Annotated in this window: 26 protein-coding genes; 13 read left to right on the top strand and 13 right to left on the bottom strand. The window is 36.2% G+C overall.

From position 1 onward, the window contains the following. Positions 1–14 precede the first annotated feature (14 nt). From CHRYMOREF3P_RS23940 to CHRYMOREF3P_RS23910, 7 genes are all read left to right on the top strand, one after another. Positions 15–365, top strand: a complete 351-nt coding sequence (locus CHRYMOREF3P_RS23940) for a 4Fe-4S binding protein (protein ID WP_180565704.1) — start codon at positions 15–17, stop codon at positions 363–365. Positions 366–474: 109 nt separating this feature from the next. Further along, positions 475–1,539, top strand: a complete 1,065-nt coding sequence (gene serC, locus CHRYMOREF3P_RS23935) for a 3-phosphoserine/phosphohydroxythreonine transaminase (protein WP_180565703.1) — start codon at positions 475–477, stop codon at positions 1,537–1,539. A 123-nt stretch (positions 1,540–1,662) separates the two neighbouring features. Continuing rightward, on the top strand, positions 1,663–2,628 hold the full coding sequence (locus CHRYMOREF3P_RS23930) for a D-2-hydroxyacid dehydrogenase (protein WP_077414488.1): 966 nt from the start codon (positions 1,663–1,665) through the stop codon (positions 2,626–2,628). A gap of 2 nt (positions 2,629–2,630) precedes the next feature. Then, positions 2,631–3,875, top strand: coding sequence for a DUF1015 domain-containing protein (locus CHRYMOREF3P_RS23925; protein WP_077414490.1), 1,245 nt, complete (start codon positions 2,631–2,633; stop codon positions 3,873–3,875). Between the two features lie 55 nt (positions 3,876–3,930). After that, a complete protein-coding gene (locus CHRYMOREF3P_RS23920) occupies positions 3,931–5,334 on the top strand; it encodes a M28 family peptidase (RefSeq protein WP_180565702.1) in 1,404 nt (467 codons plus the stop codon). Between the two features lies 1 nt (position 5,335). Then, positions 5,336–6,694 carry a M20/M25/M40 family metallo-hydrolase gene (locus CHRYMOREF3P_RS23915; RefSeq protein WP_077414494.1) on the top strand — a complete coding sequence of 453 codons (1,359 nt, stop codon included), beginning with the start codon at positions 5,336–5,338 and terminating at the stop codon, positions 6,692–6,694. Between the two features lie 2 nt (positions 6,695–6,696). Continuing rightward, positions 6,697–8,055: a M20/M25/M40 family metallo-hydrolase gene (locus CHRYMOREF3P_RS23910; RefSeq protein ID WP_180565701.1), complete on the top strand. Its 1,359-nt coding sequence runs from the start codon at positions 6,697–6,699 to the stop codon at positions 8,053–8,055. A 230-nt stretch (positions 8,056–8,285) separates the two neighbouring features. On the opposite strand, the gene CHRYMOREF3P_RS23905 is transcribed toward CHRYMOREF3P_RS23910, so the two are convergent. Further along, positions 8,286–8,804 (bottom strand): hypothetical protein, encoded by a 519-nt coding sequence (locus CHRYMOREF3P_RS23905; protein ID WP_077414497.1) that lies wholly within the window; start codon positions 8,802–8,804, stop codon positions 8,286–8,288. A 597-nt stretch (positions 8,805–9,401) separates the two neighbouring features. On the opposite strand from CHRYMOREF3P_RS23905, the gene CHRYMOREF3P_RS23900 reads away from it, so the two are divergent. Further along, positions 9,402–9,632 (top strand): hypothetical protein, encoded by a 231-nt coding sequence (locus tag CHRYMOREF3P_RS23900; protein WP_180565700.1) that lies wholly within the window; start codon positions 9,402–9,404, stop codon positions 9,630–9,632. A 214-nt stretch (positions 9,633–9,846) separates the two neighbouring features. Here CHRYMOREF3P_RS23900 and CHRYMOREF3P_RS23895 read toward each other — a convergent pair whose 3' ends face one another. From CHRYMOREF3P_RS23895 to CHRYMOREF3P_RS23875, 5 genes are all read right to left on the bottom strand, one after another. Further along, a complete protein-coding gene (locus tag CHRYMOREF3P_RS23895; RefSeq protein WP_180565699.1) occupies positions 9,847–10,068 on the bottom strand; it encodes a hypothetical protein in 222 nt (73 codons plus the stop codon). 155 nt (positions 10,069–10,223) lie between these two features. Continuing rightward, on the bottom strand, positions 10,224–10,799 hold the full coding sequence (locus CHRYMOREF3P_RS23890; protein WP_180565698.1) for a hypothetical protein: 576 nt from the start codon (positions 10,797–10,799) through the stop codon (positions 10,224–10,226). A 170-nt stretch (positions 10,800–10,969) separates the two neighbouring features. Further along, positions 10,970–12,007, bottom strand: coding sequence for a peptidylprolyl isomerase (locus CHRYMOREF3P_RS23885; protein WP_228408745.1), 1,038 nt, complete (start codon positions 12,005–12,007; stop codon positions 10,970–10,972). Positions 12,008–12,088: 81 nt separating this feature from the next. After that, on the bottom strand, positions 12,089–12,601 hold the full coding sequence (locus CHRYMOREF3P_RS23880) for an FKBP-type peptidyl-prolyl cis-trans isomerase (RefSeq protein WP_077414507.1): 513 nt from the start codon (positions 12,599–12,601) through the stop codon (positions 12,089–12,091). 208 nt (positions 12,602–12,809) lie between these two features. After that, entirely contained in the window at positions 12,810–13,880 is a 1,071-nt protein-coding gene (locus tag CHRYMOREF3P_RS23875; RefSeq protein WP_077414509.1) for a branched-chain amino acid aminotransferase, read from the bottom strand. An 85-nt stretch (positions 13,881–13,965) separates the two neighbouring features. On the opposite strand from CHRYMOREF3P_RS23875, the gene mnmD reads away from it, so the two are divergent. After that, positions 13,966–14,640, top strand: coding sequence for a tRNA (5-methylaminomethyl-2-thiouridine)(34)-methyltransferase MnmD (mnmD, locus tag CHRYMOREF3P_RS23870; RefSeq protein WP_180565697.1), 675 nt, complete (start codon positions 13,966–13,968; stop codon positions 14,638–14,640). Positions 14,641–14,835: 195 nt separating this feature from the next. Beyond that, on the top strand, positions 14,836–15,252 hold the full coding sequence (locus tag CHRYMOREF3P_RS23865; RefSeq protein ID WP_047384430.1) for an NUDIX domain-containing protein: 417 nt from the start codon (positions 14,836–14,838) through the stop codon (positions 15,250–15,252). Positions 15,253–15,273: 21 nt separating this feature from the next. On the opposite strand, the gene CHRYMOREF3P_RS23860 is transcribed toward CHRYMOREF3P_RS23865, so the two are convergent. After that, positions 15,274–15,978: a DUF4294 domain-containing protein gene (locus tag CHRYMOREF3P_RS23860; protein WP_077414513.1), complete on the bottom strand. Its 705-nt coding sequence runs from the start codon at positions 15,976–15,978 to the stop codon at positions 15,274–15,276. 51 nt (positions 15,979–16,029) lie between these two features. Between CHRYMOREF3P_RS23860 and CHRYMOREF3P_RS23855 the strand changes: the two genes are divergently transcribed. After that, entirely contained in the window at positions 16,030–17,103 is a 1,074-nt protein-coding gene (locus CHRYMOREF3P_RS23855) for a M42 family peptidase (RefSeq protein ID WP_077414515.1), read from the top strand. 117 nt (positions 17,104–17,220) lie between these two features. Then, complete coding sequence (gene rpe / locus CHRYMOREF3P_RS23850) at positions 17,221–17,871, top strand: ribulose-phosphate 3-epimerase (RefSeq protein WP_047375387.1); 651 nt, start codon at positions 17,221–17,223, stop codon at positions 17,869–17,871. Positions 17,872–18,084: 213 nt separating this feature from the next. Here rpe and CHRYMOREF3P_RS23845 read toward each other — a convergent pair whose 3' ends face one another. The 3 genes from CHRYMOREF3P_RS23845 to CHRYMOREF3P_RS23835 are packed head-to-tail and all read right to left on the bottom strand — an operon-like array spanning position 18,085 to position 19,928. Beyond that, positions 18,085–18,570, bottom strand: coding sequence for a DUF1772 domain-containing protein (locus CHRYMOREF3P_RS23845; RefSeq protein ID WP_232539098.1), 486 nt, complete (start codon positions 18,568–18,570; stop codon positions 18,085–18,087). Between the two features lie 35 nt (positions 18,571–18,605). Beyond that, positions 18,606–19,703, bottom strand: a complete 1,098-nt coding sequence (locus tag CHRYMOREF3P_RS23840) for a DUF692 family multinuclear iron-containing protein (RefSeq protein WP_077414519.1) — start codon at positions 19,701–19,703, stop codon at positions 18,606–18,608. A 3-nt stretch (positions 19,704–19,706) separates the two neighbouring features. Beyond that, complete coding sequence (locus tag CHRYMOREF3P_RS23835; RefSeq protein ID WP_077414522.1) at positions 19,707–19,928, bottom strand: hypothetical protein; 222 nt, start codon at positions 19,926–19,928, stop codon at positions 19,707–19,709. Between the two features lie 161 nt (positions 19,929–20,089). On the opposite strand from CHRYMOREF3P_RS23835, the gene CHRYMOREF3P_RS23830 reads away from it, so the two are divergent. Then, entirely contained in the window at positions 20,090–22,009 is a 1,920-nt protein-coding gene (locus tag CHRYMOREF3P_RS23830) for an alpha-L-fucosidase (RefSeq protein WP_232539097.1), read from the top strand. A 72-nt stretch (positions 22,010–22,081) separates the two neighbouring features. Here CHRYMOREF3P_RS23830 and CHRYMOREF3P_RS23825 read toward each other — a convergent pair whose 3' ends face one another. The 3 genes from CHRYMOREF3P_RS23825 to CHRYMOREF3P_RS23815 form a co-directional block, all read right to left on the bottom strand. Further along, positions 22,082–22,498 (bottom strand): nucleoside-diphosphate kinase, encoded by a 417-nt coding sequence (locus tag CHRYMOREF3P_RS23825; RefSeq protein WP_076355787.1) that lies wholly within the window; start codon positions 22,496–22,498, stop codon positions 22,082–22,084. Positions 22,499–23,088: 590 nt separating this feature from the next. Continuing rightward, a complete protein-coding gene (rsgA, locus tag CHRYMOREF3P_RS23820) occupies positions 23,089–24,015 on the bottom strand; it encodes a ribosome small subunit-dependent GTPase A (protein ID WP_077414526.1) in 927 nt (308 codons plus the stop codon). Positions 24,016–24,212: 197 nt separating this feature from the next. Continuing rightward, a complete protein-coding gene (locus CHRYMOREF3P_RS23815; protein ID WP_047384411.1) occupies positions 24,213–25,295 on the bottom strand; it encodes a chorismate mutase in 1,083 nt (360 codons plus the stop codon). Positions 25,296–25,561: the final 266 nt, after the last annotated feature.

Here is a 25,561-nt window from a genome sequence, read left to right as displayed (position 1 = left end):
AAAAAAAATTAGCGATGGCTATTAAAATAACTGATGAATGCATTAATTGTGGAGCTTGCGAACCGGAATGTCCCAACAATGCAATATATGAAGGAGCTGTAGATTGGAAAGCTTCTGACGGTACGGCTCTTCAAGGTACAATTACAATGCCGTCGGGACTTACTGTAGATGCAGATGCACCACAGGAACCTGTAAGTGATGATGTTTATTTCATTGTAACAGATAAATGTACAGAATGTAAAGGATTCCACGAAGAACCTCAGTGTGCGGCGGTATGCCCTGTAGACTGTTGTGTTCCTGACGAGGATCACGTAGAATCTGAAGAATCTCTTCTTAATAAAAAAACATTCTTACATGGCGAATAAAAAAATTCCGTCTCATTATCTGTGAGGCGGTTTTTTTGTCCAAAAATCCAATTTAACCAAAAATAAAGCTGAAAGACTATCAATCCGGAAGCAACCAAAAAATAAAAATATGAACAAAAAGCACAACTTCAGCGCAGGGCCATGTATTTTGCCACAGGAGGTATTTGAAAAATCAGCACAGGCTATCCTGGACTTTAACGGTATCGGATTGTCTCTTCTTGAAATTTCTCACAGAAGTAAGGATTTCGTAGCTGTAATGGACGAAGCGCGTGCAATTGTAAAAAGATTGATGAATCTTGGTGATGATTATGAAGTTCTTTATCTAGGAGGAGGTGCCAGCCTGCAGTTTGCAATGGTTCCTTACAACCTGATGAAAGTAGGTGGAAAAGCAGCTTACCTGGATACAGGAACGTGGGCAGCCGGAGCCATTAAAGAAGCAAAAAAAGTAGGAACAGTAGATGTAGTAGGTTCTTCAAAAGAAGAAAATTACTCTTTTATCCCTAAAAATTATACGGTTGGTTCAGAATACGATTATTTCCACTGTACTTCCAACAACACGATTTATGGAACTCAGATGAAATCTTTCCCTGAAGTGGATACTCTGATGGTTTGTGATATGAGTTCTGATATTTTCTCAAGACAACTGGATTTTTCCAAATTTGATCTGATCTATGCGGGTGCTCAGAAAAATATGGGACCTGCAGGTGTTACCTTAGTGGTGATCAAAAAAGAAATCCTTGGAAAAACAGGAAGAGAAAACATGTTTTCTATATTGGACTATTCTCAGCATATCGCCAAAGAATCAATGTACAATACGCCGCCGGTATTCCCTGTATATGCCTCTTTACTTACCCTTCAGTATCTTGAAAAAAACGGAGGAATTGCGGCTGCAGAACAAAGAAACGAAGCAAAAGCTAAGCTTTTATATGATGAAATCGACAGCAATCCTTTATTTGAAACTTTCTGCGTGAAAGAAGACCGTTCACTGATGAATGTTTCTTTCAAAATTACTGACGAAAGCAAAAAAGAAGAATTTGACAATGCATGGAAAGCTGCAGGTATCAGTGGATTAAACGGACACAGAAGCCTGGGCGGATACAGAGCAAGTTTATACAATGCCTTACCCATTGAAAGCGTACAGGTTTTGGTAGATGTAATGAAATCAATCAAATAATTTAAGCATTAAAAATTCAAAGATTGAAAGATTGAAAAGCAGTTAATTTAAATTTATTAATTTGCGCCTCAGTTTTAAAATTTTGAAATATTTACATTTTTCAATCTTTAAATCAAATAATTCATGAAAGTTTTAGCAAACGATGGAATCTCAAAAGCAGGAGAAAACGCTTTAAAAGAAGCTGGAATTGAAATCCTGGACAATAGAGTCGCTCAGGATCACGTTATTAATTTTATCAACGATAATAATGTGGACGTCCTTCTTGTAAGAAGTGTAACGAAAGTGAGACAAGAGCTGATTGATGCATGTCCCGGCCTTAAAATCATTGGAAGAGGTGGTATCGGGATGGACAACATTGACGTGGAATATGCCAAAAGCAAGGGGATTAAAGTAATCAATACTCCTACAGCATCTTCAAAATCGGTGGCAGAATTAGTGTTTGGACATTTCATTTCACTGGCAAGATTCCTTCACGAATCCAACAGACTGATGCCTCTGGAAGGAGATACTCATTTCAGTGCTATGAAAAAGTCATTCAGCAATGCATATGAACTTTCAGGGAAAACATTAGGAGTAATCGGCTTTGGAAGTATTGGCCAGGAAGTCATAAAAATAGGAATTGCTTTAGGAATGAAAGTAAACGTTCTGACAAGAAGCCCTAAAACAGAAGTTCTTACCCTGAATTTCTTCAACGGACAATCTGTCGACTTTGAAATCACTTCCACCAATGATATGGATGCATTCCTGCAAGATGCAGATTTCATCAGTATCAATACGCCGAAAACGAATGAATATATTATAGATACCCCTCAGTTTGAAAAAATGAAAGATGGGGTCTATATTGTAAATACTGCAAGAGGAGGTGTCATCAATGAAGTGACATTGATTGATTTTATCGAGTCAGGAAAAGTAGCCGGAGCTGCATTGGACGTTTTTGAAAACGAGCCAAGCCCGGAATTGCCTTTACTGATGAACCCTGCACTATCTCTTTCTCCACATGTTGGAGGAAACACAGTAGATGCTCAGGAAAAAATCGGTATCGAACTTGCAGAACAAATTATTAAGCTACAAAAAGAAACTATAAGATAAATATGCCTGTTTTTAAACCTTTCCGTGGAATAAGACCTCATAGAGACTTCGAGAGCACTTTCCCTACACATCCACTGGATAATTTTACCCAGGAAGAGATCACAGAGAAGGCTCAAGTTGAAAATACTTACATCAATATGATTAAACCCTATGTTGTAAGTAAATCTAAAGATATTGACCGGAATCTGCGAAAGATCCGTTCTACATTTGAAGAACTTCTGGACGAAAAGAAATTGGTCCAGGACAATTCAGCCTACTATCTTTATGAGCAGATCTACCCCAACAAACAGGTGTTCAGAGGACTTCTGGGATTAGCAAGTATTGAAGATTTCTGGAATGGAAAAATCAAAAGACATGAAAGTACCATTCCCCAGAAAAAAGAAAAACTGGCTCATTACCTTGAAAAAGTAAACCTGCAGGCAGAACCTGTACTCCTTACCTATCCGGCCAACTCAAAAATTGAGCTGCTGATGAATCATGAGGAAAAAAATGTCCCTATCTTCAACCATGTAGACACTATCGGTATCAGACATAAAATCTGGAGAATAGACAACCGCCTGAAGTTACAGCAGTTTAAAGAAGTGATTGATCAGATTGATTCATTTTATATTGCTGACGGACACCACAGAATTGGGTCTACAGCGATAAATGCCAAATATCATAAGGAGAAAAACAAAAAACATAATGGTACAGAGCTTTACAACTTTGTCTACAGCTTTATTGTTTCCAATCAGTCTATTAAAATTCATGATTATAACAGAATCTTACATGATCTGAACGGTATTTCTCCCGAAGCTTTCCTGAAGGAACTTGAACATTATTTCCTTATTCATGAAAAAGGAGAAACATCCTACTACCCTTCTCAGAAATTCCACATTTCAATGTATATGGATGGGAAGTTCTATTCTCTTCATGTGAAGCACGATCTTCGTTCCAAAGAAATGTCTCTTGATAATCTGGATCACCACCTTATTGACAAGTATATTTTTAAAAATATATTGAAAATTGAAGATCCGGACAGCTCTGAGCTTATTTCTTATGTAAAAGGAACATCCAATATCAACGGAATCAATCTTTTAAAAGAGAAAGTAGACAGTGGTGAAGGCAAGGTTGGCTTTGGAATTTATCCTGTAAGTTTTAATGATATGATTAAAATTTCGGATTTAAAATTAAGCATGCCTCCAAAATGTACATTTATTGAACCAAAGTTGATTACAGCGCTGGTAATGTATGATATGAAACCTTAATAAATTCCCATTTTTTCCCTACTTTTATCAAAGGAAAAAGAAAGGTAAATAAAAAATGAAAAAAATATTCATTATACTTCCACTCTTTTTGAGTGGATTTTTATTTTCTCAAAAAAAGCCACAAAAAAATCCGGCAAAAAAAACAACGCTTGCCAAATTCAATTATCATGATGAGTTCAGAAAAATTTCAGATGAAATCATGACCAATGGTAAGGCTTATGATAATCTTGGAGAGCTTACGAAAGGAATCGGATCGCGTTTCAGCGCAACTCCAGGCTATACAAAAGCTGTAGAATGGGCAGAAAAAAAGTTCAAGGAAATTGGTATTGATATGATCTGGAGACAAGAAGCCAAAGCACCTGTCTGGATCAGAGGAAAAGAATCTTTACAGATAAAAGCAGGAAATGGAGATTGGAAAAATATCAGAATGCTTTCTTTTGGAAACTCTGAAGGAACAGGCGGAAAAGACCTTACAGGTGAAGTTGTCTTAATTAACTCCACTTCAGAGCTTAATGCAATGTCAATAGGCCAGTTAAAAGACAAGATCGTTTTCGTGAATGTTCCTATGGACCCGAAAATTATCAATACAAGTGACTCCTATTTACAGACTGCAAAATCGAAATTAATTTCCGCTTCTATCATTGCTAAAACAGGCGCAAAAGCATTAATCATAAGATCACTGACAACAGCTAATGACGACACTCCTCATGCTAAAATGATTTACTATGAACCAGATGATAAAGTTAAAATTCCGGCTTTATCCATTGGAGTAAGATCCGCAGATGAGTTGGAAAAAATATTGAAAAAGCAAAAAGTTACTGCTAAAATCAACATGACTGCCGAATCAAAAGGTGATACTACAAACCCCAATATTATTGCTGAAATTCAGGGTAAGAAAGATTCTAAAGTGATCGTTTTGGGTGCCCAGCTTGATTCGTGGGATTTTGGTGAAGGGGCCATTGATGATGGAACAGGTGTAGTCCAGTGTATAGAAGTTTTAAGAACACTGAAAGCACTCGGATACGAAAATAACCACACCATCCGCGTAGTCCTGTATGCCAACAGTGAAAACGGAGGCCAGGGCCGTGAGATGTATGCCGCTTTTGTAAAAAAGAGAGACGAAAAACACGTTTTTGCCTTAGGAACAGATGCCGGAGGCTATTCTCCGCGAGGATTTTCTCTGGATATGTCACCTCAGAGAAGAAGATTGATTTACCCATGGAAAGAATATTTTCTTCCTTATGGCGTTTATGATTTTGACCAAACTGAGGCAATTCAGGACATTTCACCCTTAAAAAAACTTGACATTCCCTTAGCAGAACTAGTGGTAGATACACAAAGGTATTTCGACTACCATCATTCCGAACAGGATACTTTTGACAAGGTGAATAAAAGAGAACTTCTTCTCGGAGCAGTTGCCATTACACAGATGATTTTTATGGTTGATAAAAACTGGTAATATGAAAAAGATATTTGGAACTTCATTATTGCTTTTTGGAATGGCTGTTTTTGGTCAGACTAAAGAAGACTCTATCCAATTTAAAAGGATTTCCACAGAAATTCTGAACAACGGCAAAGGATACAATGAACTGAGAGAACTTACCAAAACTATAGGCAACCGTTTAAGCGGATCTGAAGCCTATGAGAAATCAGTACAATGGGCAGCACAGAAACTCCGTGATGCCGGAGCTGATAAAGTATGGCTTCAGGAAGTCATGATCCCGGTTTGGGTAAGAGGAAAAGAATCTCTGCACATCCAGACTTCAAACGGAAAATGGAAAAGTATTAAAATGCTTTCTCTCGGAAATTCCGAAGGTACAAAAGGAAAGGACATCTCAGGTGATATTATTATGGTAAAATCACTGGAAGAATATGATAAACTTCCTGCAGAAAAGGTGAAAGATAAGATTGTATTTTTCAACTATCCTTTTAATCAGGAAAATGTACAGACTTTCATTTCTTATCGCGATGCCAGCCCCTACAGAAGAACTGCGGCTTCATTGACTGCTAAAAAGGGAGGGAAATTTGCCATCATCCGGTCACTTTCTTCCGCTTTTGATGATGTTCCTCACACAGGCAATATGCGCTATGATGAAAACGTTTCAAAAATACCGGCCATTACGATCGGAAATACTTCTGCTGATGAACTGGAAATCCTGTTAAAAAATCAGAAAGTAACAGCCAAACTTAATTCCAACTGTGGAATGAAAGGCGAAAAGCTTTCTCATTCTGTAATCGGGGAAATCACTGGCAAAAAAGACCAGAGTGTTATCGTAGTTGGCGGACACCTTGATTCCTGGGATGTGGGTGAAGGTGCTCATGATGACGGAGCCGGAATTGTGCAAAGTATTGAGGTTCTGAGAACATTTAAAAAATTAGGAATACAAAATAACCACACCATCCGCGCTGTTTGCTTTGCCAACGAAGAAAACGGAACAAAAGGCGGAAAACAATATGGCAAAGTTGTTAAAGAAAACAATGAAAAACATATTTTTGCGATAGAAACAGATGCCGGAGGTTTTTCACCAAGGGGAATTTCCCTGGAAATGGATGATCCTCAAAGAAACCAGATCAAAAGCTGGGTCAACCTGTTTTTACCTTATGGAGTCTACAATTTTGAGGGTAAATATTCTGGTTCGGATATAGCACCGCTTCACGAAATGGGAGTTCCCACAGCTGAGCTGGTTCCAGATCCACAGCGTTATTTTGACATTCACCATACAGCAGAAGACACTTTTGAAAAAGTCAACCGGAGAGAACTGTTACTTGGTTCTGCGGTAATGACACAACTTATTTATATGATTGATAAAAATTGGTAACTATGAAAAAGATAGTAGGAACTTCATTATTACTTTTTGGAATGGCTGTTTTTGGCCAATCCAAAGACGATTCTATTCAGTTCAGAAAAATCTCTACGGAAATTCTGAACAACGGAAAAGGATATACTGAGCTGAGAGAGCTTACAAAAAATATCGGACATCGCTTAAGCGGATCTGAAGCTTACGAGAAGTCAGTAAAATGGGCAGAGCAGAAACTTCGTGATGCCGGAGCTGATAAAGTATGGCTTCAGGAAGTTATGATTCCGGTATGGGAAAGAGGAAAAGAATCTCTGCATATCCAGGCTTCTAACGGAAAATGGAAAAGTCTTAAAATGCTTTCCCTTGGAAATTCTGAAGGAACCGGAGGAAAAGATGTTTCGGGAGAAATTATCATGGTAAAATCTATGGAAGAATATGACAAACTTCCCGCTGAAAAGGTGAAAGATAAGATTGTATTCTTCAACTACCCCTTCAGCCAGTCGTTTGTAGAAACCTTTAAAGCATATGGTGATGCCGCAAAATACAGAACCACAGCCGCTTCATTAACGGCAAAAAAAGGAGGTAAGTTTGCCATCGTCAGATCACTTTCTTCTGCTTTTGATGATGTACCTCACACAGGAGCAATGCGCTACGAAGACAAAGTCTCTAAAATACCTGCCGTAGCCATCGGAAGTACGACAGCAGATGAACTGGAAGCTTTACTGAAAAGCCAGAAAATTACTGCTAAACTTAATTCCAACTGCGGAATGAAAGGCGAAAAGCTTTCCCATTCTGTAATCGGGGAAATCACAGGTAAAAAAGACCAAAGCGTTATCGTAGTTGGAGGACACCTTGATTCCTGGGATGTAGGTGAAGGCGCTCATGATGACGGAGCCGGAATTGTTCAAAGTATTGAGGTTTTGAGAACCTTTAAAAAGTTAGGATTACAAAATAACCATACTATCAGAGTGGTTTGCTTTGCCAATGAAGAAAACGGAGTAAAGGGCGGAATTCAATACGGTAAAACGGTAAAAGAGAAGAATGAAAAACATCTTTTTGCCATAGAAACGGATGCCGGAGGTTTTACACCAAGAGGAATTGCCCTGGATATGGATGATACCAAAAGAAATCAGATCAAAGGCTGGTCAAGTCTATTCATTCCCTACGGAGTTTATAATTTTGAGGAACGATTTTCCGGAACAGACCTCTACCCGCTTCATGACATGGGAATTCCTGCTGCTGAATTGATGCCGGATTCTCAGCGCTATTTCGATATTCACCATACAGAAGAAGATACTTTTGAAAAAGTGAACAGAAGAGAGCTTTTATTAGGCGCTACAGCTTTGACGCAGATTATTTATATGATTGATAAAAACTGGTAACAAATATAAAAACCGTCTTTAAAGGCGGTTTTTGTTTTTTACATACAATATCTCATTATTTCAATAGGAACGGGCTATCATCCTAAGCGTAGGCGAAGGGAGCCGTTTAATTTTACAAATACCTTCCAATGGCTTCAGCCAAAACTTATATTGATTTTATAACCACTGATTTCACAGATTGACACAGATGATTGTATAAATGGTAATAACTAATTTCTTATCCTACAAAATTATCTTTTGAATTTTTTAATTTTACGCCTGTAAAGAAAATTTCTCCATAAAAAAGTTTTCCACTCATGATGTATTCCACCTCCCGATTCCCAATTGACATCAAATTTCTCTCCTTCCCATGCATATACAGGCATTGCAATTTTTGAATGGAACATTGGTGGATTATCTTTTACTACAGCAAAATAATCAGCATCAAAATTTGATTTTCTGTAATATTGGATTTCTATAATAGTTTCTCTTGTATTTGCCCGGAAAATATACAGAGTAACATCATAAAGATCATCAAACTCTTTTTGTAAAATCTCCAGTGCAAGATCCAAAGTAAGCAATGTTTTTGAATTATTTATCCTGTTTCGGGATATCCTCTGTTCACTGAAATCGGATCCTTCAAATTCATTAAAATCAGACAAAATAAAAAACAATTTCGGGGAAATCGCATTCCGACAATTGATTTCAGCCAGCTGCAAAAGATTTGTTATACAGATATTGATACTGTCTTTTAAACTTTCCCGGTTCATTTTTAAACTATACTAAAGGAGTTTAAATATATAAAAAATGCACCGTAATATTTTCTTTGCTTCAGGCAACTTAAGCTTAAAAACAGAAAATTTTTCTTTGTTTAAGGAAATAACAGATGAAAACACGCTTCATGAGGAGCTTCGCCAGTCCCGTGAAACAAAGTGTTAATCGAGAAAGTTTTATTTTGGCATGATATTAGCATGTAAAATATTGAGAAAAAATTAAAAAAAACACTAAGGATGAGAAAAAAGGTTTTCTGTGGATTTTCAGTTTTTCCACTGATTCAAATTCATATCTAGTATATGAATCCTTTTTTTTCTACGATGCCGTAACAGATACGGGCTTGTGATTAATTAACCCCCGTTGATTTTTCACAGCAATTTTGCACCCGTATCTCACTGGTATCATCAATAACCACGAATCATTTATTGATTCAAAAAAAACAAAAATATCCCGGACTTTTGGCCCGGTATTACGATATAGATAAACGGCAAAGTCATCACGAACCTTAGCCCAGTAAAGGAATTTATTCTTTTTACCGCGATGAGTACGCCTTTATTTTTTTAATTAATTGTATAACCCTTAAAATGTAAGTAATGATGAGAGCCTTTTTTGAAATGATTTTTAAGAGAAATGAAGATGCTGCAAAGTTGAATATATGGAGCCTATTGCTGGTACTAAGTTTTGCTGCATTTTCTGTATTGGTATACGCCTTAAAACCAAGCTTTAACAGCTTAATTATATATCTGATGGCATTTGCCGCTTATATTGGCTTCGGCCTTGTATTCATCAGTTCTTTAGCCGGAACAAGTATGAAGAAAAGATAATAAAATATAACTTTCAATTAATTTTTACTGAAAAAACCGTCCTGTTTGGGGCGGTTTTTTATTTGTATAACTAAACTATACAATCATTAAAACCCATAATTTTTTTTTAATTATAATTAATAGTCCTTATGAATTACAATCTTTCCAGCAAAAAAGCCACCCCCTCCGGAGCAGCTCTGCGATAACAACAAAGTTATCTTAACATCGTAAAAACTTATTCTTTAAACAGGTCCTTCATCATTTTTTCAAGGACCTTTTTGGTTTCTTCTTCGATCATATGTCCGGACTTCTCAACCATTTTTTCTCTGAAAGGTTCACAACAGGCTTTTATTCCAAAGCCTTCATCTGTTTTAATCAATTCCGGGTGCAGACCGTGTTCTTCACACATTTCTGACTCAATTTCTTTTTTTATAAGGTCGTAATTCAGATCAAACATATCTCTTATTTTGTTTCTTATAAGTGCAGGATAAAGATAGATGTAATAATGTTTTACCGAAATCCGTATTTTTACGGTATTTACAGGAAAAAAAAACCATCTTTTTCAAGACGGCATTATTTTAATATAAAAGTTGATGCTTACTGCTTAACCTTTTAAAATGTATCCAGAATTTTCTTCGGTAAGATTTTCACCAGTTCTTTTTTATATTCCTTTTCAAGAATAACAAATTTCCATGACTTTTTATCTTTTGAAACAGCACATGCTTTCATATTAGCGTTGATGAGATATGAACCTTCGTTAGCTAAATATTTAACATTATTTGCACCATATTTGGCTGTTAAAGCGCTGTTCATTTTCTTTTTCATATCATCATTTAATGAGCTTACATTACATTTCAGTTTCAAAAAATAATTGGTAATAGAGAAATACTCACCAGTAATGAGTTCAGGTTTTTCAATATTTCCAAACTTCAAATCCTGTACTTCAATTTTCATGAATGGATTATTATATGTCATATTCAAAATCTGCGTCATCTGTTCTTTTGAAACTATAGTGAAGAATTTTGGATATATACAGCTTACTGCCTGATCTAGCTGTTTAGATTTAATACTGTTTACAAAATAAGTAAGTGATTTCTTTATCGCTGTATCGTCAGGATTTGCCTTGGTCTGTGAAAAAGCTATAAACGAAAGCAGAACGAACAGAAACAGAAGTGATTTGGTTTTCATTATTTAGTAGTTGTTACAAATTTAAGATTACTTTTTACCGGAAAAATCATTGAACTTCCCAGATATTAAAATGGGTCGCAATCTTTACACAGATCGTTACAGAATGTATTTGAACAGAATAAAAAAAGCCATCCTTCCGGACGGCTTTTGAGAATATTTTTAAGATTCAATTATTTTACTTTTACAAGCTCAACATCGAAAACTAACCAAGAGTTTGGCGGGATCACTCCTCCTGCACCTCTTTCTCCGTAAGCCATTGCCGGCGGGATCAATAATGTAGCAGTTTCACCTTCTTTCAACAATAGGATACCTTCATCCCATCCTTTGATTACTCTTCCCATTCCGATTGGAATTTCGATCGGCTCATTTCTTTTGAATGAAGAATCGAATTCAGTTCCGTCTACCAGTTTACCTGCATAATGTACAGATACATTATCACCCGCTTTTGGAGCTTTACCGTCAGCTGTTTTTGTGATTTTATAGTAAAGACCTGATTCAGTTTTTTGCATACCAGCTTTTAGGTTTTCAACTAATTTCTCCTGGTTAGCTTTGAATTCTTCTTCTTTTTTCTTCTTTTCAGCTTCTTCTTTAGCGATGAAAGCTTTATTATTTTCTGCAATCTTTGCTTTTCCTTCAGTAAATGTTTTAGCAGCATCATAGTGCTTGTACTCATCACCTTTGCTGAAAACAGAAACTTTTTCTAGAACGATATTTGTTTTAGGTTTATCCTGAGCTCCTTTTTCAACGTTAGCAATAGCATCAATCACATCATTACCTTTTACCACTTTTCCGAAGATCGTGTGTTTTCCGTCTAACCAAGGCGTAGCTACTTCAGTGATGAAGAACTGAGACCCGTTTGTATTAGGTCCTGAGTTCGCCATTGAAAGAATACCTTTTCCTGTATGTTTAAGGTCGTTTCTTTCGTCCTCGAATTTATATCCCGGATCACCCGCGCCAGTTCCCTGAGGATCTCCCCCCTGGATCATGAAATCTTTGATTACTCTGTGGAAAATAGTTCCGTCATAATAAGGAACTCCTTTAGCCTTAGCTTTGTTGTCGATTTTCCCTTCTGCAAGACCAATAAAGTTGGCTACAGTTACTGGTGCTTTCTTGTCTTCAAACTTTACAATCAAATTACCTTTTGTGGTTTGAAGATTGGCATAAAGCCCGTCATTAAGACCTTCGTAAGTTTCTTTGTCTACGTTCATTTTTTTATAAATTGGGGTACAACTCATCAGCGAGATACTTGCCGCTGCCAGAATTATATTCTTGTTAAACAATTTCATGTATTATAGCGCTTTTAATTTTATGATTAATGGAATATCGTTATCTATTTTCTTTTCGTCTCCAAAAGTTCCGTAAGCCAAAGAAGACGGTACCAAAAGCGTTACTTCCTCTCCATCATGTATAAAACGCAAAGCGTTCTCCACTGCCCTCAGTTCATCAAAGTGCCCGAATCTGGCATCTCTTCTTTCAAAAGACTGATCGTATATTTTTGTCTGATCAAAATCATACAGATCATAAGAATAGGAAATCAAAGTTTCATCTTTCCTTCTTTCTCTCTGATCATAACCTTCAGCGGTTACCCAGTAATTAAGCTGTGTAGGATAAAATTTCACAGACTGCCCGCTGATCCAATCCTGAATCTGGCCTCTTTCTATGATATTCAGATTTTTCATCCTGTTTTTAGAAACATCCAGATCTTTTTGGCTTAAAACACCGCCTACCGGAGGATGGGCCGTCTGTGTATTTCTGTTGCAGCTTAATAGGCTTATGGCTGATATGAAGAGTATTTTTTTCATAAACTTTTGCGAAAATACACATTTCGCGAATCAATTACAAAACTTGACCCAGAAATATGTGAATGTAAGAATGTATCAATCTGCTAATAAAACAAGGCAGCTGGCTGAATCCTCTGATTAAAAGTTATTCATACATTTTACACGAATACATAAATACAAAAAAAGCCGGGAAAAACCCGACTTTTATATAGTTTATTTTAAAAAAATATTAAACTGTTTCTAATGCATGATCTACTACAACTCTCCATCCGAAAGGATCTTCAGAAAGATTAGTCTGCAGGTCTACCAAGTCTTTCTTAAGAATAGCAGCGAAGCTTTCTTCATCAGATAATCTTGGAAGCTCAAGTTTTACACCCTCATATCCTAAAGCCTGGAACTGAGTGGTTACCACTGCTGTACCTACTCCCCAAACTTCTTTAAGAGAACCATTCTTCAATGCTTCAATAACTGTTTTCACAGGAATTGGTTCTATTTTCACTTCAATTCCTCTTTTCTTAGCCAGTTGAATGAAACTGTCTCTTGTTACTCCGTCAAGGATTTTCTCAGAAGTTGGAGGTGTATAGATTGTATCATTGATTCTTACAAATACGTTCATTGTACCACTTTCTTCGAAATATTCGTGAGTAGCATCATCTGTCCAGATGATTTGCTCATATCCTTCTTCGATCGCCAATTGCGTAGGATAGAAAGAAGCAGCATAGTTACCTGCAGCTTTTGCAGAACCTACTCCTCCGTTTGCTGCTCTTGAATAGTGATCAGAGATCTTTACAGATACAGGCTCAGAATAATAGCTCTTCGCTGGTGTTGCAACGATTGCAAACATATATTTATTAGATACTCTTGCTTTCAAAGCTTCCTCCGTTGCAAAGATCAATGGTCTGATATAAAGAGACATTCCTTCCCCCTGTGGAATCCACTCTCTATCCATATCTACCAATGCTTTTAATCCGTCCAAAAACATTTCTTCAGTCACCTCAGGCATAGCAAGACGCTTTGCTGACTTATTGATACGTTCAAAATTCTTTTCAGGCCTGAAAAGGAAAACCTGCCCGTCTTTGTCTTTATAGGCTTTCATACCTTCAAAACAAGCTTGTCCATAGTTTACCCCCATCATGGCAGGCGTAAATGGAATCGGACCGTAAGGAACTAATTTTACATCACCCCATTTCCCATCTTCATACTCACATATAATCATATGATCTATGAAAGTACCACCAAATGAAAAATCGTTAGGGTCAAATGTAGAAATTCTGGAGTTTTCAGTTTTTTGAATTATCATTTTTTAAAATTTTTACGATGTTCTACAAATTTAACATAATTTTCTAAATATAAAAATTTTAGAGTAAATTTGACAAAAAAATAGCTTGAAAAGAGAGATTAAGACCACAAACGACGGCAGTAAAACATTGTTTATCAATGAATTAAATGAAAATTACCATTCTCATCACGGAGCACTTCAGGAAGCCGAACATGTGTTTATTAAAAATGGATTAAATTTGATAAATGATTGCGAAATTAATATTTTAGAACTCGGTTTTGGAACAGGTTTGAATGTTTTAGTAACAATTAATGAATATTTAAAAACTGACAAAAATCATGTCATCAATTATTTTTCGCTTGAAAAATATCCCATAAATGAATCCGAAGTTAAGGATCTGGCTTACTTTGAACATTTTGATAACCCTGAGTTTAAAAATATTTATCAGAAAATTCATCTGGCAGATTGGGAAAAGTCAGTAGAAATCATTAGTGGATTCAACTTAAAAAAGATAGAATGTGATTTTTTTGACCTAAAAGACATTGACTTGCCTAAAATCAATCTTGTTTATTTTGATTGTTTCGGTGCCAGAGTACAGCCTGATCTTTGGGAAAAGCCACTATTTGAACTGGTTTCTGACAAAATGGCCATTAACGGATTATTAACTACCTACTCTTCTAAAGGCAGTGTAAGAAGAATTCTTCAGGAACTGAATTTCCAGGTAGAAAAAAAACAGGGACCTCCGGGAAAAAGAGAAATGATCAATGCCGTTAAATTGTAGAATGTAAAGCTACTAAGGAAATATACTTTAATTTTCTATTTTTTATAATAATCATTCTATAGTAAAGATAGATTGATTTGGAAATTTTCAGAAATAAAACAGATAGCATAAAACTTCCAGCTTCACGCTTCCTACAGCCAGCTTTTTTCAACAAAATTTCTTACATTAGCTATACAAATATTATACATTATATATATGATAGATAAGATCAACATTAGAGTGTATGCGTGTGCGGTAAAAGACAAACAAGTTCTGACTTTATTTGAAGAATATGCCGGCGAACCTTTAATGAAATTTCCGGGTGGCGGATTAGAATATGGTGAAGGAGTACTGGAATGCCTGCATCGTGAATTTGATGAAGAACTGAATGTACAGATTAATGTTCTGGAACATTTTTATACTCAGGAAAACTTTCTGGTTTCCCGCTTCAAAGAAAACGAACAGCTTCTTACGATATATTATATAGTAGATATTGTGAATGAAGAAGATTTCATTATCATGGATCCCTGCATCGAAAAAACAGAATGGATTGATATAGACAGACCAGACAATCCTTTCCCTCTTCCAATAGATAAGATTGTATTTGATAAATTAAAAGAAAAATTCCTGTAAGCATTCTTACAGGAATTTATATTATTTCTTGACTTTAAAATCGCTTGCTCCCGGGTAAGGCTGCAAATACCCTGAATTCCAATTGGACTGAAGCAATGATTCTACAAATTCATCAGTTCTGTTTTTGTGTGGATCGTATTGTTCTTTCAGATCAATATCGGCCATTTTTCCTTTTACATTCCACCAGAAAGCGCTCCATCCGCCTCTCAGTTCTTTGATTATTTCATAGACATTTTTTCCGGTAGCCCTGTTCATCAGTTTTGCAAAAACCTGCCCTTCGGTAGTGGTAAGATCTCTCAGTTGTTTTTCATATTGATCTGCCAGCATATTCTGTCGTTCTCTTACAAATTTTCTTTTAGCCTTGCTATCCATATCATTCATATCTTTCTGGATGTCTCTGTACTGCTGTAATGCAGTGACAAATAGCGGATATACTCTGTACAGCTTTTTATTCAGAAAATAATAGTAATTTTTATCCAGCTGGTTATTAAATCTCGGTTTATTAACCAAAACCAACTCGTCTAATACAACTACAGGCTCGCCGTTAATTTCATAAATCTTGACTTTTTGCTGCTCGTCATAATAGTATTTATTACCAAATTCATCCGTTTTCAAGGATTCAGGTGGATACTGATTGAGTGGTTTCGCCACTACACCATCCTTTTGGCCAAAAGCACTGACTCCAAAAAAGAGAATAAAAAGGCAGATAATCTTACTAAAATTCATTATTTTTACACTTATAAGAACAAAAATTAAACGCAAAAATCATTCCTTTTTATGAAATTTGAAAAGAAATCTTTGAAATTTTTAGAAAAATATTTAAACACATCATCTCCAACAGGTTACGAACATAAAGGACAAGAAGTCTGGATGGACTATATCAGACCCTATGTTGACACAATAGAAGTAGACCATTATGGTACCTGTTATGGGATCATCAACCCGGAAGCTGAATTTAAAGTAGTGATTGAAGCACATGCTGATGAAATTTCATGGTACATCAATTATATTACAGATGACGGATTAATCTATGTCATCAGAAACGGAGGTTCCGATCAGACGATTGCCCCTTCAAAAGTGGTTCATATTCACGGAGAAAACGGAATTGTAAAAGGAGTATTCGGATGGCCGGCTATTCATACGAGAACGAATCAGAATGAGCCTACTCCTAAAATTGAAAATATCTTCATCGACTGTGGTGCTACTTCCAAAAAAGAAGTGGAAGAAATGGGAATCTTTGTAGGATGTATGATTACTTACCCGGACGAGTTCTTTGAAATGAACGACAGATATTTTGTCTGCAGAGCGTTGGACAACAGAATCGGAGGTTTCATGATTGCAGAAGTAGCAAGACTTTTGAAAGAAAATAAAAAATCTATTCCATTCGGACTTTATATTACCAATTCTGTACAGGAAGAAGTAGGTTTATACGGCGCAGATATGATCGCTGACACCATCAAACCGAATATTGCTATTGTAACGGATGTTACCCATGACACTACCACTCCGATGATTGAAAAGAAGAAAGAAGGAGATCAGAAATGTGGTGCAGGACCGGTAGTATTCTTTGCGCCAAGTGTTCACCATACCATCAGAGAATTGATTATTGACACAGCAAAAGTTAAAAAAATTCCTTTCCAAAGAGCAGCAGCAAGCAGAGCTACAGGAACTGATACAGATGCTTTTGCTCATTCTAATGGCGGAGTACCAAGTGCGTTAATTTCCTTACCTTTGCGTTATATGCATACTACGGTAGAAATGGTGTCCAAAGAAGATGTAGGGAATGTGATTAAACTTATCTACGAAACCGTTCTTAAGATCAAACCGGAAATGAAACTGAAGTATCATTAATAGAATCAAGATGCCAGACACAAGATTCAAGATAACCAAAATACACATATAAAACACCTGTTTTGACCATGTTTTGGTTCTTGATTCCTGACTCTAAATATCTAATATAAAGTAAAAATGAAAACGAAGCTTATTGCTCCATCCCTTTTATCTGCAGACTTTGGGAATCTGCAAAGAGACATTGAAATGCTGAACAATTCCCAGGCCGACTGGTTCCACATTGATGTAATGGACGGCCGTTTTGTACCCAATATTTCATTTGGTTTTCCGGTAATGAAAACTGTTCAGCAGCATGCCAAAAAATTTGTAGATGTTCACCTGATGATTGTGGAGCCTGAGAAATATGTTGATGAATTTATCAATCATGGTGCAGACCTTATTTCAGTACATTATGAAGCATGTACTCACCTTCACAGAACCATTCATCACATTCAGAGCAAAGGAGTAAAAGCAGGTGTTGTTTTGAACCCTTCTACTCCGGTATTAATGCTTGAAGACATCATTGCAGATGTGGATCTGGTATTGTTAATGAGTGTAAATCCAGGGTTTGGAGGACAGAAATTCATTGAAAATACTTACAAAAAAATTGCTGAAACCAAAGACCTAATCTTAAGCAACAACTCTACAGCCCTTATTGAAATAGACGGTGGAGTGAACCTTGACAACGCTTCTAAACTTTTTGAAGCCGGAGCTGATGTACTTGTGGCAGGAAATGCTGTTTTCTCAGCAGAAAGCCCTGAGAGAACGATTGAACTTCTAAAGATTTAATAATTATCTTTATTATAAAAACAAAAGGCAGCCAATGGCTGCCTTTTCTCTTGTTTGAAATGAAGTCTTCGTGGTTATAAATTTTTTCTCAACATTTTGAAAATGTTAAATCTGTTTTGTCTTGCTAACAACACAAAGATCAGAATAAAACCATAGGTACACATCCGTAGAAATACCGAATCTAACATTAAGTATTTCTACGTATTCGCCCATTTACACCTCCTTATTCCAGATACAGGCACAGACTACAAAAATGATAGAAATAACAGAGAAAACGGTTCTTATATTATTCAGAAAATTCCATCTGTTTTCAAAATTAGCGCGCATCTGCCTGATGGCTTCCGTTGTAGAATTGGAAATATCAAACTTATCCAGTGCGTCATTCATCGGAACATTCCCCGCAACCGTCACTCCAAAAACCCCAATCAGATAGGCCAGTGCAGCCAGCAGGAGAAAGATAAAAACAGACTGATGTCCGCGGAACAAAAAGACAGATACCGGCAGAAAAGCCGCTGTTCCCATAAAACTCATGAAGAAAACAGGGTTCAGAATTTCCCGGTTGATGTTCTGCATAGCTTTCAGATATTCTACATCAGAGAGTTTTCCCAGTCCAAGGACTACAGAACATGAATAAGCATAGAAAAGTCCTCCTATCAGAGCAGTGAGGACAGCGGTAATGATCAATACTAGTGTTGTCATTTTCATATATTTTGATTTTGGTTATCAGGATAGAATTAATAAGGATTCCATTTTTTGATAATATTCTGGGCAGTAAGAATCATTTCAGGATCCCAGTTCTCTGTTTTAAAGTAATGAAAATCCTGATCTTTGATAACTGCTGCTCCCGCATTGTCAAAAAGAAGTCTGGTAAGCCTTGACTGCTCTTCAAACAAAGCCAGATCTTCGACAGGTTTCTCCGGAAGTTGTATTTGCCGCTTGTTCCAACTGCTTATTTTTCTTCCTTTCCAATCAGAAGCTTCGATTATTGTTTTAATTTTATTGAAATCATTCAGGAAATTTTCTTTTTCCTCTTCTGTTTTCAGCGTATGCCCCAGCCTTTCGGTAATAATATATTCCAGATTTTGACACTTTGCTAAAACGGAAGGCAAAACAGAAAAAATCTCTTCGGGAATAATATCATCATGGGTATCTCTTCTCACCTGCTTTTTCCCATATACACTCTCCTGCCAGCTTCCTCCGGAAAGATGAATCTCTTTTACCTTATCCAAAGGGTACAGATCAATTATTTCCTGCATTTTCACTCCAAAATTACAGGATTGACAATAAATATTATGAAGATCGAGAATCAGAAAGCCATTGGTATCCTCCGTTAGTTTATCAAGAAAAATCCCTTGTTCTTTGACATCATCAATAGAAAATGAAAACGCTAAATTTTCTATACCTACAGGAATATCTATCGTCTCCTGAAGCCTGTACAGCCTGTCTTTTCCTATTTGTAAAGTTTTGGGATGCAGAGATACCGGCAATGGTACTCCCTGATGAAAGTTTTCAGTATTCATGAAACCAAAATGTTCCGTGATATGATTGTATTTCCTTAAGCCGACTTCTTCTTTTAGCTTTTTCAGCCAATCTTCCTGCCTTTCTGTCCATCTTGCATCAAACAGGGAATAATAAACACCATGGCCTATCAAACGGTTATTTTCTGCATAAAAGTTTAGCAGATCACGAAGCCAATCCGGTTCATTGGCATGATAAAGGGTATCAAAGGACCATTCCAGAACATCAATAGTGTTGTTCTGCAGCAACGGCAAAACAGCAGAAACAAAATCAGCTTCTGCCATCATTGATATTCCTAATAGTGGTTTTTTCATCTTTTATCCCATTCCACAAGCCGGGCAGCCATGGCCACGAAGAACAAGCGTATCTTTTTTTACGATTGACTTAGGAGTTCCCGGTTTTTTCTTTTCAACAGTATCGGGTGCTGTTGCTTTCTTTACTTTTTTTACAGGCTTTTTAGTTCTAGTTTCAGGTTTAGTGCTTTGTGCAGAAGCTCCTACTGCTAATAAACTCGCCATTAATATTGCTGGAATTTTCATAATTGCTTTTTCAAATAAAATTTACAATAAACGTTCCATTTATCTCGTCCAATATATTCAACCTTTTATTTTAAGTTCAAATTATATGGAGATGGTTTTATTTTAATTTTTAGTTTAAATCATAAAAATACAATAATAAAGGAGACGCTCTGATAATAATTATGAGTAAATCTCAAGATATTATTGCGGTAATGCTTTCTTTATTTATATTTAATGGTAAAATAAAACTATATATGAAAAGCAGTCTGATTAAAGCTGTTTTCCTTGGGTTGGTGTTATCTGCTTATAATACCAATGCACAGGTTCAAACAGTTGACAACAGCAAGAAAATGGAATGGTTTAAAAATGCCAAACTGGGTATTTTTATTCATTGGGGAATCTACTCCGTAAATGGAATATCTGAATCATGGTCATTTTTCAACAATTATATCAATCACGAAAATTACATGAAACAGCTGAATGGTTTTTCAGCTTCAAAATATCAGCCTGAACAGTGGGTAAACCTTATTAAAGAATCCGGAGCAAAATACGCTGTTATTACGACCAAACATCATGACGGGGTTTCATTGTGGAACTCTAAGGCTGAAAAAGCGATCACAATTCCCGGACAGTCTTTGGCCAAAAAAAATGTTCTAAGTCCTTTTATTTCTGCTTTGAAAAATTCCGGATTAAAAACAGGGCTTTACTTCTCCTTGCCGGATTGGAGCCATCCCTATTATGATATCAATACGCGGACAAAAAAGCGATACGAAATAAAAAACGATCCGAAACGATGGCAGAATTTCATCAGTTACTATCAAAGCCAGCTTAATGAACTTTCCTCTCAGTACTCCCCTGACCTTCTTTGGTTTGATGGAGACTGGGAACATACTTCTGAGGAATGGAAAGCTTCTCAGACTCTGGATCTGCTCAAGAAATACAATTCAAATATCATCATCAATTCAAGGCTCAACAATCATGGGGATTATGACACTCCTGAACAGGGAATTCCGGTCGTTCCACCACAAAATCCATACTGGGAGCTTTGTTATACCATGAATGATTCCTGGGGATATCAGCCTTATGATAAAAGCTATAAAACACCTAATATGATCGTAAGAACGCTGGCAGATGTTATCAGTATGGGAGGAAATCTTCTGCTTGATATCGGACCCAGATCAGATGGTACAATTCCCGAGGAGCAAGTGGAAATTCTGAAAAACCTTGGCCGATGGACCTCTAAAAACCAGCACGCCATTTATGAAACAACCCGTGGAATTCCTTTTGAAAATTATAAAGGAAAATCTTCTTTATCTACCTCAAAAAAATCCTTATTCCTTTACCTGGAGGAAGCCAAAAACTTCGCAAAGATTTATGGATTGGAAACAAAACCTGCTTCAGCAAAAATAATAGGAGATCCTTCAGCTATTATCAAAACAGATTACAACGCTGAAAAAACACTCACATTGAATTTTTCCAATGTGAAATTTGATAAAGACGTCACCGTTGTAGAACTTACTTTTGATACTCCGCCTGTATTTCTGAAAGATTTTAAAAAGGAAAATCACTCTCTCGCTGAAATCATGGGTAATAAAAACACACAGGAAGCGGCCTATACTATAGCCAATACACTATATAATGGTTATAATCTGCCGACCTCTTCAGGGCTGACCAGTGATGGTCTCGATATGAAAATCAAGACAACACCCAACACCAATCAGGAAACTCTGCAATGGATAAGTAAGCATGCGGAGGCACTTTATGAAACTGAAAAAGGATTACCAGATGGCCACTATTCAGGAATAAGTGCATTGTCAAAAGATAAACAGACACTTTATCTTTTTGTGGAAGGAACCCCTACAGGTCCAATTGCCTTAAAAGGAATAAAAAACGGAATTGCCAGAATAAGAGTGGTAGGCGAAGGCACTATGCTGTCACATACGATATATAATAAACTTTACTGGAGTGACAGACCGGGAATTATTTATATTGATATTCCAAAGGAAAAGCTGGATAAGCAGATGACTGTCATTGCTGTTTTACTCAATAAGCCTATTGAACTTTACAGAGAAAATGTGGGTGCTATTGAAAACAATCTTTAATAAGCGTTGAATATCATAAAAAACAAAATCCGGAGAATTCTCTCCGGATCTTTTATTTTGTAAGATGATTTCTTAGAAAATCTCTCTTCCTGAAAAATGGAACTGAGCTTCGATTAATGCATTCTCGTTAGAATCTGAACCGTGAACAGCATTTTCTCCGATGCTTCTTGCAAACATTTTTCTGATTGTACCTTCTGCAGCTTCTGCAGGGTTAGTAGCACCAATTAATGTTCTGAAGTCTTCAACTGCATTATCTTTTTCTAAAACTGCAGCCACGATAGGACCAGAGCTCATGAATTCTACCAACTCACCATAAAATGGTCTTTCAGCGTGTACTTCATAGAATTTTTTTGCATCAGCAACTGTAAGCTGAGTTAATTTTAAAGCTTTGATTTTAAAACCTCCTTCAGCAATCTTACCCAATATAGCACCGATATGTCCGTCAGCAACTGCATCAGGCTTAATCATAGTGAATGTAATGTTAGACATAAATGTATATTTTTTTAATGGCGCAAAATTACAAAAAATATCTTTGATTTTTATTTTAATTTTTTTTTAACATAAAAATAACTTTTATTAAGAAATTATGAACCAATCTTTGGCACAGTAATTGTTTATTCTACTGCGATTCTCATGTTTAATTTGAGTTTTCATGGTTATTAGTTTTTACCCAGCTTCGGCTGGGTTTTTTATTTTCAAAAAACAATGCCATTTTTTATCAATTCAACATTTTAAATAGCTAAATAAAAGTAAATTTAATAGTATTATTGCTTTTATTTCAATTATTAAAACAATCGGATTTTCCAGAAAATTATTTTCTCACTAAACTAAAATATGCCAAAAGTGGAGTTATCTGCCAAATTTGTTATGCCAAAAAGTAGAGTTATATAAAAAAGAGATTTTTTTCGTTAAAATTTAGAAAAAACAAATCAAAAAAAACAGACCATTAGTAAGAATGTTAAATTTGAACATTAAAAAATAATATTTGAGAAATATTATACTAAAATGACAGCAATAGAATCTGTACAGATTGTCCGAATTAATCTGCAGTGGTTATAATAGTATAGAAATTGATATGGTTATTTCTGAGAAGCTTCTTCCGCCTCATCCATCAATTTAATGTACGTAGAATAGCGCGAATGTTGTATTTCGCCTGTTTCAAGGGCATCAAGAACAGCACATTTCGGCTCATTAATGTGAAGGCAATTGTGAAATTTGCACTCTTCTCTCTTTTTGAAAATCTCAGGGAAGTAATGCTGTACTTCTTCTTTTTCAATATCGATCATTGCAAATTCACGAACTCCAGGGGTGTCGATAACATTTCCGCCAAAATCCCAGAAGTGCATCTGTGCAAAAGTTGTTGTATGCTTTCCTTTCAGATGGGTGTCTGAAATTTCAGATGTTTTCAAATTCAGTCCTGGCTGCAAAGCATTTACTAAAGTAGATTTCCCACAACCGGAGTGTCCGAAGAACACTGAAGTTCTATCTTTAAGGATTTCCTGCAACTGATCTAGATTCAGTCTTGAATAAGATGAAATTTCCAATGTGTTATATCCAATTTCCTGGTAGAGAAACTCGACATCTTTCACAATTTCTATTTCTTCCCCCTGGAGAACATCAATCTTATTAAAAAGAATCAAAGGAGTAATATTATAGGCTTCACAGCATGCCAAAAATCTGTCAAGAAATCCTAAAGATGTTTCAGGATGTTTCAGGGTAAAGATAAAGCACGCTAAATTAATATTGGAAGCGATAATATGGGCTTCTTTTGAAAGGTTTACTGATTTTCTGATCAGATAATTGGAGCGTGGCTCAATTTTCGTGATCCAGGCAATATCATCCTGCTCCAGTTGAAACTCAACAAAATCTCCTACAGCAAGTGGATTGGTAAGCCTTGTTTTTATTAATTTGAATTTCCCCCTGATTCTGGCCTCGAAAATTTTATTTGTTTCCAATTCCAAAACCTGGTACCAGCTGCCTGTAGATTTAATGATTTTTCCTTTCATAGATAATACTGGTGCAAATATAAGGAATTAGGGCTTAGCATTCAGGAAATAGGTTAAAAACACATGTTTCAATTCTTCTAAATCCTGAGGTCTAAGCCCTAATAAATATTTTTTGCCGTAAATAGGTAATTGTTTTCAGGAATTAAATCAATTCTACTTATCCTAAACCCTAATCCCCTTACCCGTTTATCTGCTGTTTATCTCTTATCGATCATAATGCTGTTCTGAACTTCAATAGATTCTTCGTGAATTGCTTTGAAGACTTTTTCAATAAATTCCTGAGACATTCCGGTTTCTTTTGCTTTTTGATTAGCGTATTCCGTGATTACTTTCCAACGTTCAGGCTGGAAAATCGCGATATCATTTTCCTTTTTAAGCTTACCGATCTTTTCAGAAATTTTCATTCTTTGAGAAAGAAGTTCTATTAACTGGAAGTCAAGATCCGAGATTAAAGTTCTGTGTCTTCCCATTTCTCCTTCAAATCCTGCAAGATTAGAGCTTCTTACTTTCAGATTACCAATAAGGTCTGCAAGAACTTCAGGAGTAATCTGCTGAGAAGCATCACTCCAGGCTTCATCAGGATTACAGTGTGATTCAATGATAGCACCCTGGTATCCTACGTTAAGAGCTTCCTGTGTAATATCAGCAAGACCGGTTCTGTTTCCGCAGATGTGTGATGGGTCAATCAACATTGGAATATTTGGAAACTGGCTTTTGAAATCAAGGGCAATCTGCCAGTTCGGGTTGTTTCTGTATTTTGTTTTCTGGTATGTTGAAAATCCTCTGTGAATTACTCCCAGGTTTTTAATATCCTGACCTAAAAGTCTTTCCAACGCTCCAATCCATAATGCAAGATCCGGATTCACAGGGTTTTTCACGAATACAGGTTTATCTGTTCCTCTTAAAGCCATTGCAATTTCCTGTACTGTAAACGGGTTCACTGTAGAACGTGCTCCAATCCAAAGAACATCTACATCTGCTTCCAGAGCTGCAAATACATGGTGTGCATTGGCTACCTCAGTAGCTGTTTTAAAACCATACTCTTCTTTTACTTTTTTTAGCCAGTTCAAACCGATTACTCCTACTCCTTCAAAACCGTTTGGTTTGGTACGAGGCTTCCAGATTCCCGCACGGAAAACCGATACATTGGCATTGGATTCTTTAATTCTCCTGGCGGTTTCAAGCATCTGAGCTTCACTTTCTGCGCTACATGGTCCCGCGATCATTAGTGGCTGTGTAAGCCCATCGATCCACTCATTTTTCAAATCATTTAAATTCATATTCTAAATTTTATTGTTTTTTTATATAATTTTTTCGTTGACAGCAATAGCCCTTTGGATTATAAAATTTAATTTATAATTCTTTTCAAAAAATGCCGTTCAAAAATTTTTAAAGGAATCAGGAAAATAATAGGGCTCTACTTCTCCTGTATTTTTTGGAAAGAAATTCAGTTAACAGTACCAATAAAATCGGTAATACGTTCTGAAATTTCTATAATAAGAAGCAGAAAAACTAAAATAACCGCTAAAAAAGTAATTAGCGGGTG

It is taken from the genome of Chryseobacterium sp. JV274 (assembly GCF_903969135.1).
Taxonomy (GTDB): Bacteria; Bacteroidota; Bacteroidia; order Flavobacteriales; family Weeksellaceae; genus Chryseobacterium.
The sequence above is the reverse complement of the archived record's forward strand: the minus strand, read 5'-3'. Positions and strand labels throughout refer to the sequence as shown.